Source organism: Micromonospora sp. NPDC005291 (assembly GCF_040607415.1).
GTDB lineage: Bacteria > Actinomycetota > Actinomycetes > Mycobacteriales > Micromonosporaceae > Micromonospora.
In genome coordinates, this window is record NZ_JBEXGR010000009.1 from 33,378 (window position 1) to 46,411 (window position 13,034).

The window sequence follows — 13,034 nt, forward strand, 5'->3', positions numbered from 1 at the left end:
GACGACGGCCAGGATCGGTGCATGACCTTCACCTTCGCCGTCCCCGCAGCCGATCCGGCCACCGCCACCGCCCACCTCCTCGCCCGGCTCAGCTTCGAGACCGACGTCAGCGACGTGCACGCCGACCTGTCCGCCCGTACTCCCGGGTTGGTGGTCGTCGACTCCCGGGGGGAGGCCGCCTGGGCGCAGGGACACCTGGCCGGAGCGGTGCACCTGCCCACCGCCGAGATCGCCACCCGGGCTGCCGAGCTGATCCCGGCCGGCTCCGCGGTGGTCACCTACTGCTGGGGGCCGGGCTGCAACGGTGCGACCCGGGCCGCGTTGGCGTTCGCCCGGCTCGGCTACCCGGTCAAGGAGATGCTCGGCGGGTTCGAGTACTGGGTGCGGGAAGGGCTGCCGGTGGTGACCGGGACCGGGCTGACCCGGCGCCCGGTCGACGACCTGACCGCGCCCCGGTCCACGATCACCTGCGACTGCTGACCTGGCGACGGCCAGGTCGTCGCTGGCCGGCGAGGGCTCAGACGGCGGGATCGTCGATGAGCTTCTCGCCGCGCCGGCGCAGCATGCCCAGCCCCGGGATGCCGGCCACGGCGAGCTTGAGGTCGCGGGTGACGTCGAGCAGATCGTGCAGGTCGGGCCCGACCCGGTCGAGGGTGGCCAGGATCGGCATGATGTCCGCCGTCAGGTGCTCCTTGAGCTTGGGCAGCTCGTCGATCAGGTGGATCGCCGCGGTGATCTCCTCCTGACTGAGCTGCTCGACGAACCGCTCGGTCATCGGTGCGGCACGCCGCAGCGCCGGCTCGTACGCCGCCAGCAGCTCGGCCGCCGTGGCGGCCGCCTCCGCCGCGGTGCCCACGGTGACGGCGGCCCGGCTGGCCACCGCGTCGGCCTCGGCGACCACCGTGCCGGCCACCCGGGCGACCTTGTCGGCCTCCTGAACCAGCGCGGCTGCGGCTGTCGCCACCTCGGTGGCGCTGTCGATGGCGGTGGTCGCGGCGGCGCTGATCACCGCCACCTCGCGGACCGCCGTCTCGGCGTCGGTGAGCACCTGGTCGGTCCGGTCCAGGGTCGTCTCGATCCGGTCCACCACCCCGTTGATCCGGGCCAGCAGCGCCTCAACCCCGTCCAGCACCGCGAACGCACGGGCGGGCACGGCGGCGAACGAGGCGGCCGAGCCGAGCGTCTGGTCGAGAGCGGATCGGGTGAGGCCGACCAGGGCGGCCGGTGTGGGGAGGGGAATCGCCATGGGATCAAGTGTGCGCCCGCCGCGCCGCAACCGCCCGACGCCGGAGGCCGGCGTGGTTGGAGCGAGCCTCGGGTGGCGTTCCAGCGGTAGGGTGCCGGCATGTCGGCCCCCTCGCCGCACCGACCGCCGAGCACCCGCACCGCGGTTCTGGTCGCCATGCTGGCGGTGGCCGCCGCCGCGGTCGGCACGCTGGTGCTGGTCCGGGCGGACACCGGCCTCACCGCCCGGCAGGTCACCGTCGGCGGGGTGCCGATGACCGAGGTACGTGCCGGCCCTCCGACGCCCGGGGTACGGCGGCCCGGCGTGGTGATCGCGCACGGCTTCGCCGGCTCGGCTCAGCTGATGCGCCCGATCGCCGACACCGTCGCCCGGCGAGGAGCGGTCGCACTGCTGTTCGACTTCGCCGGACACGGTGCCAATCCGGCCCGGCTGCCCGGCGTGGGCGCGGGCACGTCCGCCGCCACGCTCGCCGCCGACCTGGACACCGCCGTCGGCTACCTACGCTCCCGGCCGGACGTCGATGAGGACGGAATCGTCCTGGTCGGACACTCGATGGGCGCTGGCGCGGTCACCCGGTACGCCGCCGGGCACCCGGAGATAGCCCGTACCGTGGCGATCTCGCTGCCCGATGCCGGCGAGCTGCCGCCGGGACGGCCCGCGGAGCTGCTGCTGATCGTGGGCGGTGCGGAGTTCCCCGCCTTCCGCCGGGCGGCCGACGACGCCGTCCGGCGCGGCGCGGGAACGGGCCGACAACCAGCGGTGGTGGTGCCCGGTGTTGAGCACATCTCGGTGCTCTTCGCGACGCGTACCCATGAGGAGATCGCCGCCTGGCTGCCCGGCGGCGACGGCACCGCCCCGCCGCGACCGACCGCCCGGCTTGCCGGGGCGGCGCTGCTGGTGTTCGCCTTCGGCATCGGCGTGGTTCCGCTGGCGGCCCTGCTCCTGCCGCGCCGGGCGGCCGGCCGCCGACCGACGGGGCCACCCTCTGGCCTGGAATCCGACGCCCCGGCGCCGCCCGGAGGTCTGGTGCCGCCCGGGAGTCGGGTGCCGCTCGGTGGGCTGCTCCTGTTCGCGTTGGCGGTGCTCGCGGCCGGCGTCGGCGCGGCCGTCGCGGTGGTGTTGCCGACCACCCGGCTCCCGCTCGCGGTAGGCGGCTACGTCACCGGCTTCCTGCTGGTCACCGGAGTGCTCCTGGTCGCCGGTCAGCGCTTGCTGCCGAGCGTGTTCGGCACGCCGCAACCGCCGTCCGGCACGGCCGTGGTGGCGGCAGGCTGGACCGCGCCGGGTCGGACTGCCGTCGCGGCGCTGGCCCTGACCGGGTACGCCGTCCTCGCCGTCGCGCTGCCGATCCACCTCGGACTGACCTCGGCGCTGCCGGTCGGTGCCCGCTGGTGGCTGCTTCCGCTGGTGGCGGGCGCCTGCCTGCTGTTCCTGCTGGGCGTCGAGCTGGTTACCGCCGGGCGGGCGGGGCGACATCTGCTGGTCGTCGCGGTCACCGTGCTCGTGCTGACCGCGTCGGCGCTGGTCGGTCTGGCACCCGGGTTCGTGCTGCTGGTGGTGCCGCTGTTCGCGCTGCTGCTCGGCTGGCAGGCCGTCTGGGCGGCCGTGCTACGCCGGTACGCCGGCCCGCGCTGGCTGCCGGCCCTGCTGGGTGCTGCCCTGGTGGGCTGGCCGATCGCCACCACCCTGCCCTTGAGCTGACCGGCCCCGGGTCTACCGGCCGGTGCGGGCGACGCGCAGCGCCCACCAGATCAGCGGCACCTGCATCGGCACCCGGCCGTAGGCGATGGCTCGCTTCGCCGGACGCCGGTGCCGCCAGTCCACCGCCATCTTCACGTTCGCCGGCAGCACGGCGACGAAGAGGGCGGCTGCGGCCCGACCGCCGGCCTGTCGGGTGGCCGGGTTCGCGACCGCCGCCGCGACCGCCAGCTCGGCGACTCCGCTGGCGTACGTCCAGAAGCGGGCCGGGCCGGGCAGCGCGCGCGGCACGATCGGGTCGTAGAGGCCGGGGCGCAGCAGGTGGGTGACGCCGGCCGTGGCGAGCAGCCCGGCCAACGCGGCGGCCTCGCCACGGTGGGTGGTCATCGATGGTCCCCCTGCTGTTCGACGGCGCGCTGCACGGCCCGGTAGATCTGCCCGAACCGTAGCGCGTCCGGGGTGCGCACCAGCAGATCCTCCCGGCCGTGGTGCTGCACCCACAGCTCGTGCACGTGACTGCCGCGCTCGTAGGAGCGATCCAGCCAACTCAGTGGAATCTCCAGGAACGGCGTCAACGCCAGCGCCCCCACCGCGCAGGCGGCGAGGATGATCAGCGCCAGCTGCCAGTTGCCCCGGTCCTGCGCGGACCAGGCCAGCGACAGCACACAGACCACCGCGACCAGCGGCGGCAGCGACAGCAGCAGGACCAGGACACCGCGACCCAGCACCCGGCCACGTACCGCGAGGGTCTTCTGCCCCCGCGCGTGCCAGACGAACGTCACGTCGGACAGGGCGATCACCTGGCCACCCGCCCGGATCGACTCGGAGGTCACCTGCACCGCGTCGTCCCGGTAATAGAGGGTCATCACTAAGCCTAACCACCGGCAGGCAACCCCCGCCTCGCTCGGCGCTCGTCACGCGGGGCTCGACGAAGGCCGGGTCGGGGGCGGCGCGGCGCTGCGACCGGGCACCCTCGCCCCGGGGGCTAGCGGCGGGTGCCGGGGCGGGCCGGTTGACTGTGCTCGACCGCGCGCTGCACCGCCCGGTAGATCTGCCCGAAGCGCAGCGCGTCGCCGGTGTGCAGTAACCGCACCGGCTGGCCGCGCCAGCGCGCCCACATCTCCAGTTGCCGGCTGCCCCGGGCGTACGAGCGGTCGAGGTGCTCGAAGAGGAAGTCGGCGACCGGCCCGACGGCCAACCCGACCAGCACCGACGCGCCGACGATCGCGATCGTCACGGTCGGCGACCGGTGCAGCCAGACGGCCACGCCGATGCCGAGAACTGCCGCGACCAGCGGACCGGCCAGCGCCGCGCCGATCGCACCCCGCCCGACGAGCACCCGCCAGGAGCGGGTGCCACGGCGGTGCCAGATCATGGTGATGTCGGACAGCGCGTAGCTGCGGCCATCGACTCGGACGGTGGTGGAGGTGACCTGCACCGACCTGTCGTCGTAATAGGTGGTCATGGCTGGACTCCCGCCCGCGGGGCTGACACCACACTACTTACCCAAACGAGTCGGGTCGTAAGGTTGGCACGCGACTTCGACGAGGAAGTGAGGGCAGCGTGGGCGAGTTCGTTCGGCTGGAGACCAAGGACGGCATCGGCACCATTCGGCTGGAGCGGCCGCCGATGAACGCGCTCAACACCCAGGTGCAGGAGGAGTTGCGCGCCGCCGCCACGGCGGCCACCGCCGACTCCGAGGTCCGCGCCGTCATCGTGTACGGCGGTGAGAAGGTCTTCGCCGCCGGTGCGGACATCAAGCAGATGGCCGAGATGTCCTACGTGGACATGGCTGATCGGGCCGCCAACCTGTCCAGTGCGCTCGGCGCGATCGCCCGGATCCCCAAGCCGGTGGTCGCCGCGATCACCGGGTACGCCCTGGGTGGCGGTTGCGAGCTGGCGTTGGCCTGCGACTGGCGGGTGGTCGCCGAGGACGCCAAGCTCGGTCAGCCGGAGATCAAGCTGGGCATCATCCCCGGTGCGGGCGGCACGCAGCGGCTGGCCCGTCTGGTCGGCCCGGCCCGTGCCAAGGATCTGATCATGTCCGGGCGGATGGTGGACGCGCAGGAGGCGCTGCGGATCGGCCTGGCCGACCGGGTCGTCCCGGCCGCCGAGGTGTACGACGCGGCCGTCGCGCTGATCACGCCGTACCTGACCGGGCCTGTGCAGGCGTTGCGCGCGGCGAAGCTGGCGGTCGACGGCGGCCTGGACATGGACCTGAACTCCGGTCTGGCCTGGGAGAGTCAGCTCTTCGCGGCGCTGTTCGCCACCGACGACCGGCGTGAGGGCATGGCGGCCTTCGTCGAGAAGCGCAAGCCCGGCTTCACCGGCCGCTGACCTGCTGGTTTCGCGCCCCGACTGCCTCTGACCTCGGCAGCGTCCAACGGCCGGGACCACGGTCGGGGCGGCAGGTGACTCACCGGTAACCTGTGATCCCGGCCACGGACGATGGGAGCGACATGACGGAGCGGATCGAGGGTCACGGCGGCGAGTTGGCGCTCGCGGCACTACGCGCGCACGGCGTACGGGAGATGTTCACACTCTCCGGCGGGCACGTCTTCCCGCTCTACGACGCCGCGCACAAAACCGACTTCCCGATCTACGACGTCAGGCACGAGCAGTCAGCGGTCTTCGCCGCCGAGGCGGTGGCCAAGCTGCAGCGCCGCCCCGGCCTCGCCGTGCTCACCGCTGGGCCCGGTGTCACCAACGGCATCTCCGCCATGACCAGCGCGTTCTTCAACGCCTCCCCGGTGCTGGTGCTCGGGGGCCGCGCCCCCGCGTTCCGCTGGGGATCCGGCAGCCTGCAGGAGATGGACCACCTGCCACTGGTCGCCCCGGTCACCAAGCACGCCGAGACGGTATTCAGCACCGACGACATCCCGCGTGCGGTGGGTGCGGCGCTCACCGCCGCGCTCACCCCGCACCGCGGCCCGGCCTTCCTCGACTTCCCGCTCGAGACGGTCTTCTCGGTCTCCGAGGTCGACCTGCCCGCCGTGACGGGCGTCGACCCGGTCGTGCCGGACCCGGAGGAGGTCGGCCGCGCCGCGATGCTCATCGCCGGGGCGCAGCGCCCGGTCATCATCGCCGGCTCCGACGTGTACGCGGGTGACGCGGTCCCCGCACTGCGTGAGGCGGCCGAGGCGTTGCAGGTGCCGGTCTTCACCAACGGCATGGGCCGCGGTTCACTTCCACCGGAGCACCCGCTCGCGTTCGCCAAGGCCCGCCGGGCCGCGCTCTCCGGCGCCGACGTGGTCGTGGTGGTCGGCACCCCACTGGACTTCCGGCTCAGCTTCGGTGACTTCGGCGACGCCAAGGTGGTGCACATCGTCGACGCGCCCACCCAGCGGGCGACGCACGTGCAGCCGGCCGCCGCCCCGGCCGGTGACCTGCGCCTGATCCTCTCCGCGCTGGCCGACCACTCCGGCGACCGGGCCGACCACACCGACTGGATCGCCGACCTGCGCGTCGCCGAGGACGCGGCGAAGGCTCGGGACGCCGCTGAGATGGCCGCCGAGACCGACCCGATCCGGCCGGCCCGGATCTACGGCGAGCTGCGCCGGGTGCTGGCCCGCGACGCGATCACCATCGGCGACGGCGGTGACTTCGTATCGTACGCCGGGCGGTACCTGGAGCCGGCCCAGCCCGGCACCTGGCTGGACCCGGGCCCGTACGGCTGCCTGGGCACCGGCATGGGCTACGCGATGGGCGCCCGGGTCAGTCACCCGGACCGGCAGATCTGCGTGCTGATGGGCGACGGGGCCGCTGGCTTCTCGTTGATGGACGTCGAGTCACTGGTCCGCCAGAAGCTGCCGGTGGTGATCGTCGTCGGCAACAACGGCATCTGGGGGTTGGAGAAGCACCCGATGCGGGCCATGTACGGCTACGACGTGGCCGCCGACCTGCAGCCGGAGCTGCGCTACGACACGGTGGTCAGCGCGCTCGGCGGTGCGGGGGAGACGGTCGCCAAGGCGGCCGATCTGGGCCCCGCTCTGCAGCGGGCGTTCGACGCCGGAGTGCCGTACCTGGTCAATGTGATCACCGACCCGACCGACGCGTACCCCCGGTCGTCGAACCTGGCCTGAGTCACACCCGCCGCCGCCGTCGCCCCTCAGCGGGGCGGCGGCGGCGCGCTCACACCTCCGGCCGGTCACCCTCGCGCGGCGGCTCACCGTCGTGGCGGCGCAGGTCGTCCTCGCGGCGGCGCAGGTCTTCCTCCCAGCGGCGGAAGAGATCCTGGTCCTGCTGCTTGGCGCGGTCCTGCACGGAGCGCAGGAACTCCGGGTCGTCGTCGGGGGCGATCGGTCGGGGGCGCTGCCGCTCGGCGGAGCCGATGCCGCCCGACCAGCCCTTGCGGGCGCCGGCGCTGGGCTCCCGGCCGACGATGAACCAGGCGATCGAGCCGACCAGCGGGAAGAACAAGATGATCAGCACCCAGGCGATCCGGGGGAGGGCACGGATCTTGCCCTCCTCGGCGGAGAGACAGCTGATCAGCGCGAAGACCGCGAGAACGATCTGCACCAGGAAGAGGAGTACGCCAAGCCGGGCCATGCACCCATCATGGCTCACCGAATCCCGTTACCACAGTCCGCGAAGCACCAGCAGCACTCCCAGTAGCGCGAGCCCCGCGGTGCCCAACGCGACCAGGGGCAGCGTCCGGCCGCCGGTGCGGGCCGGACCGGTGCCGGTGCCCCGGGGCCAGCAGAGCACCAGCAGGGCACCCCACACCAGCACGACGACGCCGGCGATCAGCACCGTGGTCGGGTCTCCGGTCGATGTCATCCGGACGGCGAGAGCGGTCACGACGGTCAACGTGAGCAGGGTGCGCCGCCAGGCCAACCGGGTCCGCTCCGGTTGCAGCCCTGGGTCGCGTCCGGCGCTCACCGCCCGCCGATCGCCCGGACCAGGACGGCCACCACCAGCAGCACCGCCCCGGCACCGACGGCGAGGGCGAGGATGGCGGGAAACCGGGACGCGGGCAGCTCCTGACCGAGCCGGATGGCCCGTTCGGTACGCGCCCAGTGGTCCACCGCGCGGATCGCGACGGCACCGCCGAGCAGCAGCAGTGCGACCGCGATCACCTCCCGCAGATGGCCCATCGGCAGGGGTGGCAGGAACTGTGCGACGGCCAACCCGCCGCCGACCAGCGCCAACCCGGTGCGCAGCCAGGCGAGGAAGGTCCGTTCGTTGGCCAGGGAGAACCGGTAGTCCGGCCGTTCACCGACCGAGCCCAGCTCCGCCGGGTCGAACCATCGCCTGATCGCCGCCCACACGGTGGGAGATTATCCGCTTCCCCTCCCGCTTAGCCTGAGTCGATGACTGATCTCGACGTAATGACGCTGCGTACCGCCTATGACAACCAACTCCGTCCGGAGATCCCCGACCCGGTTCCGGCCGGGGTGACGGTGGAGCGGGACGGGCCGTTGGTCCGGATCACCGGGCTCGATGCCGGCGGGTTCCTCACCTACCGCGACCTCGCCGGGTTGACGGGCGACGAGCTGGACTCGCTGATCATTCGGCAGGTGGAGCTGTTCCGCCAGCGCGGACAGTCGGTGGAGTGGAAGCTCAACGAGCACGACGAACCCGCCGACCTGGCGGACCGCCTGCGCGCCGCCGGCTTCGTCGCGGAGGACCGGGAGACCGTCGTGGTCGGGCCGGTCGCGCCGCTGGCCGCCGCGCTGCCGGTCGTCCCCGAGGGGGTACGCCTGCGTGAGGTGACCTCCCGGGCCGACCTGGAGCGGATCGCCGCCATGGAGGAGGAGGTCTGGCAGGAGGACCGCTCGCATCTCGTCTGGGGGCTGGCCAAGGAGATCGACGCCGACCCGCACTCGATCACCGTGGTGGTGGCCGAGGCGGGCGAGACGGTGGTGAGCGCCGGCTGGGTGCGTTTCCCGGCGAACACCGGCTTCGCCACTCTCTGGGGCGGCTCCACCCTGCCGCAGTGGCGTCGCAAGGGCATCTACCGGGCGCTGGTCACCCATCGGGCGCGGCTGGCCGACCAGCGGGACCGGACGCTGCTGCAGGTCGACGCATCCGAGGACAGCCGGCCGATCCTCCAGCGACTCGGCCTCGTCCCGGTCACCACCACCACCCCGTACGTCTACACTCCGTGATCATGGAGCAGCGGTTGACGGACGAGGAGCGGCTGACCCTCAAGACCGGTGTCTTCGGTGCCGTCTTCCTGGTCTCCAACGCCGACCCGGGGATGCTGGGGGTGATCCGGGAGAGCTTCGCCGCCTCCGGCGCGCTGGCCGACGCCAGCGGGGTGGTCAAGGATGCGCTGACCAGCGGTCCGCTGCCCCGAATGCCCCGGGACTCCCAGTTGGAGATCGAGTCGGTGGTGCTGCCGGCGCTCGGCCGCGCGGTGCGGATCCTGCGGGAGAAGTCACCGGCGGACGTGGACGCGTACCGCGAGGTCGTGTTGACCGCGGCGGACCGGGTGGCCCGGGCGCACGACGGGGTTGCGCCCGCCGAGGCGGCGGCCATCGACCAGATCCGCAGTGCGTTGGCCGAGCCGACCTGACCGGCCGCCTCCCGGTGAGCTGTGTCACTCTGAGGGCCTCGGGAGCGCAACCTACTGGCAGGTAACATTGCGTCGTGGGCAACTGCACAGCAGCCCGCGGTTGACCTGGCGTCGACCAACGCGCGACGCTGCGCCCATACCGGGCGAGCGAATCGCACCACCACACAGGAGGGTCGTCGAAGCGCGATGAATATCGTCGTACTCGTCAAGCAGGTGCCTGATTCGGGCGCGGACCGCAACCTGCGCAATGACGACAACACCGTCGACCGCGGTTCGGCGAACAACGTGATCAATGAGATGGACGAGTACGCCATCGAGGAGGCGCTGAAGATCAAGGAGGCGCACGGTGGCGAGGTCACCATCCTGACCATGGGTCCGGACCGGGCGACCGAGTCGATCCGCAAGGCGCTCTCCATGGGCCCGGACAAGGCCGTGCACGTGGTGGACGACGCCCTGCACGGCTCCTGCGCCGTCGCCACCTCGAAGGTGATCGCCGCCGCGCTCGGTCAGCTGGGTGCCGACCTGGTGATCTGCGGTGCCGAGTCCACCGACGGCCGGGTCCAGGTCCTGCCGCACATGATCGCCGAGCGGCTGGGCGTCGCGGCGCTCACCGGCGCCCGCAAGCTCACCGTCGACGGTGCCACGCTGACCGTCGAGCGGCAGACCGAGGAGGGCTACGAGGTGGTCACCGCCTCCACCCCGGCCGTGGTCTCCGTCTGGGACACCATCAACGAGCCGCGCTACCCCTCCTTCAAGGGCATCATGGCCGCCAAGAAGAAGCCGGTGCAGACGCTCTCCCTGGCCGACCTCGGTGTCGCGCCCGCCGAGGTGGGCTTCGATGGTGCCACCAGCGCCGTCGTCGAGCACACCAAGCGCCCGCCGCGCTCCGGCGGCGCCAAGATCACCGATGAGGGCGAGGGCGGCGTCAAGCTGGTCGAGTTCCTCGCCACCGAAAAGTTCGTGTGAGAGCGGGTCTGAACATGTCTGAGGTTCTCGTCGTCGTCGAAGCCACCAAGGAATTCGGCGTCAAGAAGGTCACCCTGGAGATGCTCACCCTCGCCCGTGAGCTGGGCACCCCGAGCGCGGTGGTGCTCGGCGGCGCTGGCGCCGCGGAGGCGCTGAGCGCCAAGCTGGGCGAGTACGGGGCGGAGAAGATCTACGCCGCCGAGGGTGACGAGATCGACGGCTACCTGGTGGCTCCCAAGGCCACCGTGCTGGCCGAGCTGGTCAAGCGGGTTGCGCCGGCCGCGGTGCTGCTGGCGTCGGCTCAGGAGGGCAAGGAGATCGCCGCCCGGCTCGCCGTCAAGCTCGACAACGGCATCCTGACCGACGTGGTCGGCCTGGCCTCCGACGGCACCGCCACCCAGATCGCCTTCGCCGGCTCCACCATCGTCAAGTCCAAGGTGACCAAGGGCCTGCCGCTGGTCACCGTCCGGCCCAACTCGGTCACCCCGACCGCAGCGGCGGCCACCCCGGCGATCGAGCAGCTCACGGTGTCGGTCACCGACACCGACAAGCTGGCCAAGGTCGTCGAGCGCGTCGCCGAGCAGAAGGGCTCCCGCCCCGAGCTGACCGAGGCCGGCGTGGTCGTCTCCGGCGGTCGCGGCGTCGGCAACGCCGACAACTTCAAGCTGGTCGAGGAGCTCGCCGACCTGCTCGGCGGCGCCGTCGGCGCGTCCCGGGCGGCTGTCGACTCCGGCTTCTACCCGCACCAGTTCCAGGTGGGCCAGACCGGCAAGACGGTCTCCCCGCAGCTCTACGTCGCGCTCGGCATCTCCGGTGCCATCCAGCACCGGGCCGGCATGCAGACCTCGAAGACCATCGTCGCGGTCAACAAGGACGGCGAGGCGCCGATCTTCGAACTGGCCGACTTCGGCGTGGTGGGTGACCTGTTCAAGATCGTCCCGCAGGCAGCCGAGGAGATCCGCAAGCGCAAGTGACCCTGCCGGTACGCCGGCACCGCATGACAAAGGAGTGGCCGCCCAAACGTGGGCGGCCACTCCTTTGCGTAAGAGCTGATCGGCGGGCCGGGGAGCTGAACCGGCCTGCCGATCAGCCCGTCAGGGTGCCCCTCAGCAGGCTGTCGCCCGAGTGGCGGCTGTTGTTGTCGAACTGCTCGGCGGAGACGTCGACCACCGAGTAGCTCTTGAGGTCGGCCGTCGGGGGTAGGGGCAGCAGAGCATCGGGACCGCCACCCAGGGTGCCGACCGAGAACATGTCCATCGTCGTCGGATTGATGAGCCAGACCTCGTAGTACCCCGGAACGCTCGGGAGATTCGCCACATGCAGATGCAGTTGGCCGTCCTGGAGAACCCGCGCGTCACCCTTGGCCGCTGGTGGCGTCGATCCGTACGCCGCCAGCGGCGCGCTGGCCACCACCACCTGCGTCGGGGCGGGTGCCGGGTCGTCCGGGCGTAGCACGGAGACCGTGCCCACCACCCCGACCGCTGCCGCGGCTGCCGCGGTCACCGCAACCGACGCCCAGCGGGACCAGCCACGGCCCCGGCGGGAATGGCGCCCCGGAGCCAGCCGGTTGACCGTCGGCTCGGCCGTCGTCCCGCTGGCCTGCTCAGGCACCTGCTGCCGACGGGTCTCGGTCAGCGACGGCAGGGCCTCCGCAGCGCTGATCTCCGCCGCGATGCCCTGCCAGATGTGCTCCGGCGGGTCGGGTAGGTCACCAAGGTCCTGCGTCTCCGCGCCGAGCCCAGCCACCCGCTGGAGGGTCGCCATCTCCACCTGGCAGCGCGCGCAGGTGTCGAGGTGGGTGCTCTCCCCGTTGTCCGCCTCGCTCTCACCGAGCGCCAGAAAGACCAGCCGGTCGTGGTCCAGGTGCTGCACCGTCCACCTCCCATCTGCGTTTCAAGCTCGCCATGCCGCGCCGGATGTGGCTCTTCACGGTGCCCAACGGCACCCCTGTCACCGTGGCTATCTGCTGGTGTGTCAGGTCGTCGTAGAAGGCCAACTCCAGCATGCGCCGCTGGTCGTCCGGGAGACGGGCCATCTCGTCGGCGATCACGAGCCGGTCCACCACCCGATCCGGGTCGGGGCCGGTCTGTGCCGGCTCGGGCAGCTGCCGGACCGTCTCCACCACCCGGGTCTCCCGCGCCGAGGCCCGCATCCGGTCGATCACCTTGCGCCGACCGATGCCGAGCAACCAGCCGATCAGCGATCCCTTGGCCGGGTCGAAGGTGTCCCGGCCCAGCCAGGCGGCGACGAATGTCGCCTGGGTCACGTCCTCGGCGTCGCTGCGGTTGGCCAGCATGGAGGTGGCCAGGTGGAGCACGGCACGGCCGTACCGGTCATACGCCTCGCGGAGCGCCACGTCGTCGCCCGCGCGGAAGCGGAGGTCGAGGTCGTCCACCGGGGGGTCCGGTTCCTGTCGTAGGGCCGTCATCGAGCGGCTCGCCTTCGATGGGGCATACCCGACTGTAGCTGGCACAGTCTCCGCCCCACTCTCCCGGTCGATGTCATCTCACCAGCTCTTCGTCTCGCGGACCCGATCTGGATGCGGGCGGGGCCGGAAAAGAAATCGCGTCGAGAACGCATCCACCCGTCGCGCAGCCGGCGTAA

At 72.2% G+C, this 13,034-nt stretch carries 17 protein-coding genes; 8 read left to right on the forward strand and 9 right to left on the reverse strand.

Going from position 1 to position 13,034, the window contains the following annotated elements:
* Positions 1 to 21: 21 nt before the first annotated feature.
* Positions 22 to 480 carry a rhodanese-like domain-containing protein gene (locus ABZT18_RS14810; RefSeq protein ID WP_354997038.1) on the forward strand — a complete coding sequence of 153 codons (459 nt, stop codon included), beginning with the start codon at positions 22 to 24 and terminating at the stop codon, positions 478 to 480.
* Between the two features lie 37 nt (positions 481 to 517).
* Here the strand turns inward: ABZT18_RS14810 and ABZT18_RS14815 are convergent, their stop codons facing one another.
* A complete protein-coding gene (locus ABZT18_RS14815) occupies positions 518 to 1,246 on the reverse strand; it encodes a hypothetical protein (protein ID WP_354997039.1) in 729 nt (242 codons plus the stop codon).
* A gap of 99 nt (positions 1,247 to 1,345) precedes the next feature.
* Here ABZT18_RS14815 and ABZT18_RS14820 point away from each other — a divergent pair, with 99 nt between their 5' ends.
* The gene (locus ABZT18_RS14820) at positions 1,346 to 2,947 is read left to right on the forward strand and encodes an alpha/beta fold hydrolase (RefSeq protein ID WP_354997040.1); all 1,602 of its coding nucleotides are present in this window, start codon (positions 1,346 to 1,348) and stop codon (positions 2,945 to 2,947) included.
* 12 nt (positions 2,948 to 2,959) lie between these two features.
* Here ABZT18_RS14820 and ABZT18_RS14825 read toward each other — a convergent pair whose 3' ends face one another.
* The 3 genes from ABZT18_RS14825 to ABZT18_RS14835 form a co-directional block, all read right to left on the reverse strand.
* Entirely contained in the window at positions 2,960 to 3,331 is a 372-nt protein-coding gene (locus ABZT18_RS14825; protein ID WP_354997041.1) for a hypothetical protein, read from the reverse strand.
* Positions 3,328 to 3,810 carry a DUF6232 family protein gene (locus tag ABZT18_RS14830; RefSeq protein ID WP_354997042.1) on the reverse strand — a complete coding sequence of 161 codons (483 nt, stop codon included), beginning with the start codon at positions 3,808 to 3,810 and terminating at the stop codon, positions 3,328 to 3,330. The genes ABZT18_RS14825 and ABZT18_RS14830 overlap by 4 nt, the downstream gene beginning before the upstream one ends.
* Positions 3,811 to 3,929: 119 nt before the next feature.
* The gene (locus ABZT18_RS14835) at positions 3,930 to 4,409 is read right to left on the reverse strand and encodes a DUF6232 family protein (protein ID WP_354997043.1); all 480 of its coding nucleotides are present in this window, start codon (positions 4,407 to 4,409) and stop codon (positions 3,930 to 3,932) included.
* Between the two features lie 98 nt (positions 4,410 to 4,507).
* Between ABZT18_RS14835 and ABZT18_RS14840 the strand changes: the two genes are divergently transcribed.
* Together ABZT18_RS14840 and ABZT18_RS14845 are read left to right on the forward strand one after the other, a co-directional pair.
* Positions 4,508 to 5,281, forward strand: coding sequence for an enoyl-CoA hydratase-related protein (locus tag ABZT18_RS14840; RefSeq protein ID WP_354997044.1), 774 nt, complete (start codon positions 4,508 to 4,510; stop codon positions 5,279 to 5,281).
* Between the two features lie 122 nt (positions 5,282 to 5,403).
* Positions 5,404 to 7,026, forward strand: coding sequence for an acetolactate synthase (locus ABZT18_RS14845; protein WP_354997045.1), 1,623 nt, complete (start codon positions 5,404 to 5,406; stop codon positions 7,024 to 7,026).
* 49 nt (positions 7,027 to 7,075) lie between these two features.
* Here ABZT18_RS14845 and ABZT18_RS14850 read toward each other — a convergent pair whose 3' ends face one another.
* From ABZT18_RS14850 to ABZT18_RS14860, 3 genes are read right to left on the reverse strand one after another with little or no spacing between them, the layout of a single operon-like run.
* Positions 7,076 to 7,492: a PLD nuclease N-terminal domain-containing protein gene (locus ABZT18_RS14850; RefSeq protein ID WP_354997046.1), complete on the reverse strand. Its 417-nt coding sequence runs from the start codon at positions 7,490 to 7,492 to the stop codon at positions 7,076 to 7,078.
* A gap of 27 nt (positions 7,493 to 7,519) precedes the next feature.
* On the reverse strand, positions 7,520 to 7,825 hold the full coding sequence (locus ABZT18_RS14855; RefSeq protein ID WP_354997047.1) for a DUF202 domain-containing protein: 306 nt from the start codon (positions 7,823 to 7,825) through the stop codon (positions 7,520 to 7,522).
* A complete protein-coding gene (locus ABZT18_RS14860) occupies positions 7,822 to 8,214 on the reverse strand; it encodes a DUF202 domain-containing protein (RefSeq protein ID WP_354997048.1) in 393 nt (130 codons plus the stop codon). Before ABZT18_RS14860 ends, ABZT18_RS14855 begins: the two co-directional genes overlap by 4 nt.
* Before the next feature lie 42 nt (positions 8,215 to 8,256).
* On the opposite strand from ABZT18_RS14860, the gene ABZT18_RS14865 reads away from it, so the two are divergent.
* From ABZT18_RS14865 to ABZT18_RS14880, 4 genes are all read left to right on the forward strand, one after another.
* Positions 8,257 to 9,054 carry a GNAT family N-acetyltransferase gene (locus ABZT18_RS14865; RefSeq protein WP_354997049.1) on the forward strand — a complete coding sequence of 266 codons (798 nt, stop codon included), beginning with the start codon at positions 8,257 to 8,259 and terminating at the stop codon, positions 9,052 to 9,054.
* The gene (locus tag ABZT18_RS14870) at positions 9,051 to 9,464 is read left to right on the forward strand and encodes a hypothetical protein (RefSeq protein WP_354997050.1); all 414 of its coding nucleotides are present in this window, start codon (positions 9,051 to 9,053) and stop codon (positions 9,462 to 9,464) included. Before ABZT18_RS14865 ends, ABZT18_RS14870 begins: the two co-directional genes overlap by 4 nt.
* A gap of 186 nt (positions 9,465 to 9,650) precedes the next feature.
* Positions 9,651 to 10,430, forward strand: a complete 780-nt coding sequence (locus tag ABZT18_RS14875; protein WP_354997051.1) for an electron transfer flavoprotein subunit beta/FixA family protein — start codon at positions 9,651 to 9,653, stop codon at positions 10,428 to 10,430.
* Between the two features lie 14 nt (positions 10,431 to 10,444).
* Complete coding sequence (locus tag ABZT18_RS14880) at positions 10,445 to 11,404, forward strand: electron transfer flavoprotein subunit alpha/FixB family protein (RefSeq protein WP_354997052.1); 960 nt, start codon at positions 10,445 to 10,447, stop codon at positions 11,402 to 11,404.
* A 112-nt stretch (positions 11,405 to 11,516) separates the two neighbouring features.
* On the opposite strand, the gene ABZT18_RS14885 is transcribed toward ABZT18_RS14880, so the two are convergent.
* Both ABZT18_RS14885 and ABZT18_RS14890 read right to left on the reverse strand, forming a co-directional pair.
* Complete coding sequence (locus tag ABZT18_RS14885) at positions 11,517 to 12,302, reverse strand: anti-sigma factor (RefSeq protein ID WP_354997053.1); 786 nt, start codon at positions 12,300 to 12,302, stop codon at positions 11,517 to 11,519.
* Entirely contained in the window at positions 12,256 to 12,858 is a 603-nt protein-coding gene (locus tag ABZT18_RS14890) for a sigma-70 family RNA polymerase sigma factor (protein ID WP_354997054.1), read from the reverse strand. The genes ABZT18_RS14885 and ABZT18_RS14890 overlap by 47 nt, the downstream gene beginning before the upstream one ends.
* Between the last annotated feature and the right edge of the window lie 176 nt (positions 12,859 to 13,034).

Excerpts from the sequence above, each read along its gene's own strand:
- ABZT18_RS14810 (WP_354997038.1), top strand. The coding sequence starts at position 22 with ATGACCTTCACCTTCGCCGTCCCCGCAGCCGATCCGGCCACCGCCACC.
- ABZT18_RS14815 (WP_354997039.1), bottom strand. The coding sequence starts at position 1,246 with ATGGCGATTCCCCTCCCCACACCGGCCGCCCTGGTCGGCCTCACCCGA.
- ABZT18_RS14820 (WP_354997040.1), top strand. The coding sequence starts at position 1,346 with ATGTCGGCCCCCTCGCCGCACCGACCGCCGAGCACCCGCACCGCGGTT.
- ABZT18_RS14825 (WP_354997041.1), bottom strand. The coding sequence starts at position 3,331 with ATGACCACCCACCGTGGCGAGGCCGCCGCGTTGGCCGGGCTGCTCGCC.
- ABZT18_RS14830 (WP_354997042.1), bottom strand. The coding sequence starts at position 3,810 with ATGACCCTCTATTACCGGGACGACGCGGTGCAGGTGACCTCCGAGTCG.
- ABZT18_RS14835 (WP_354997043.1), bottom strand. The coding sequence starts at position 4,409 with ATGACCACCTATTACGACGACAGGTCGGTGCAGGTCACCTCCACCACC.
- ABZT18_RS14845 (WP_354997045.1), top strand. The coding sequence starts at position 5,404 with ATGACGGAGCGGATCGAGGGTCACGGCGGCGAGTTGGCGCTCGCGGCA.
- ABZT18_RS14850 (WP_354997046.1), bottom strand. The coding sequence starts at position 7,492 with ATGGCCCGGCTTGGCGTACTCCTCTTCCTGGTGCAGATCGTTCTCGCG.
- ABZT18_RS14865 (WP_354997049.1), top strand. The coding sequence starts at position 8,257 with ATGACTGATCTCGACGTAATGACGCTGCGTACCGCCTATGACAACCAA.
- ABZT18_RS14875 (WP_354997051.1), top strand. The coding sequence starts at position 9,651 with ATGAATATCGTCGTACTCGTCAAGCAGGTGCCTGATTCGGGCGCGGAC.
- ABZT18_RS14880 (WP_354997052.1), top strand. The coding sequence starts at position 10,445 with ATGTCTGAGGTTCTCGTCGTCGTCGAAGCCACCAAGGAATTCGGCGTC.
- ABZT18_RS14890 (WP_354997054.1), bottom strand. The coding sequence starts at position 12,858 with ATGACGGCCCTACGACAGGAACCGGACCCCCCGGTGGACGACCTCGAC.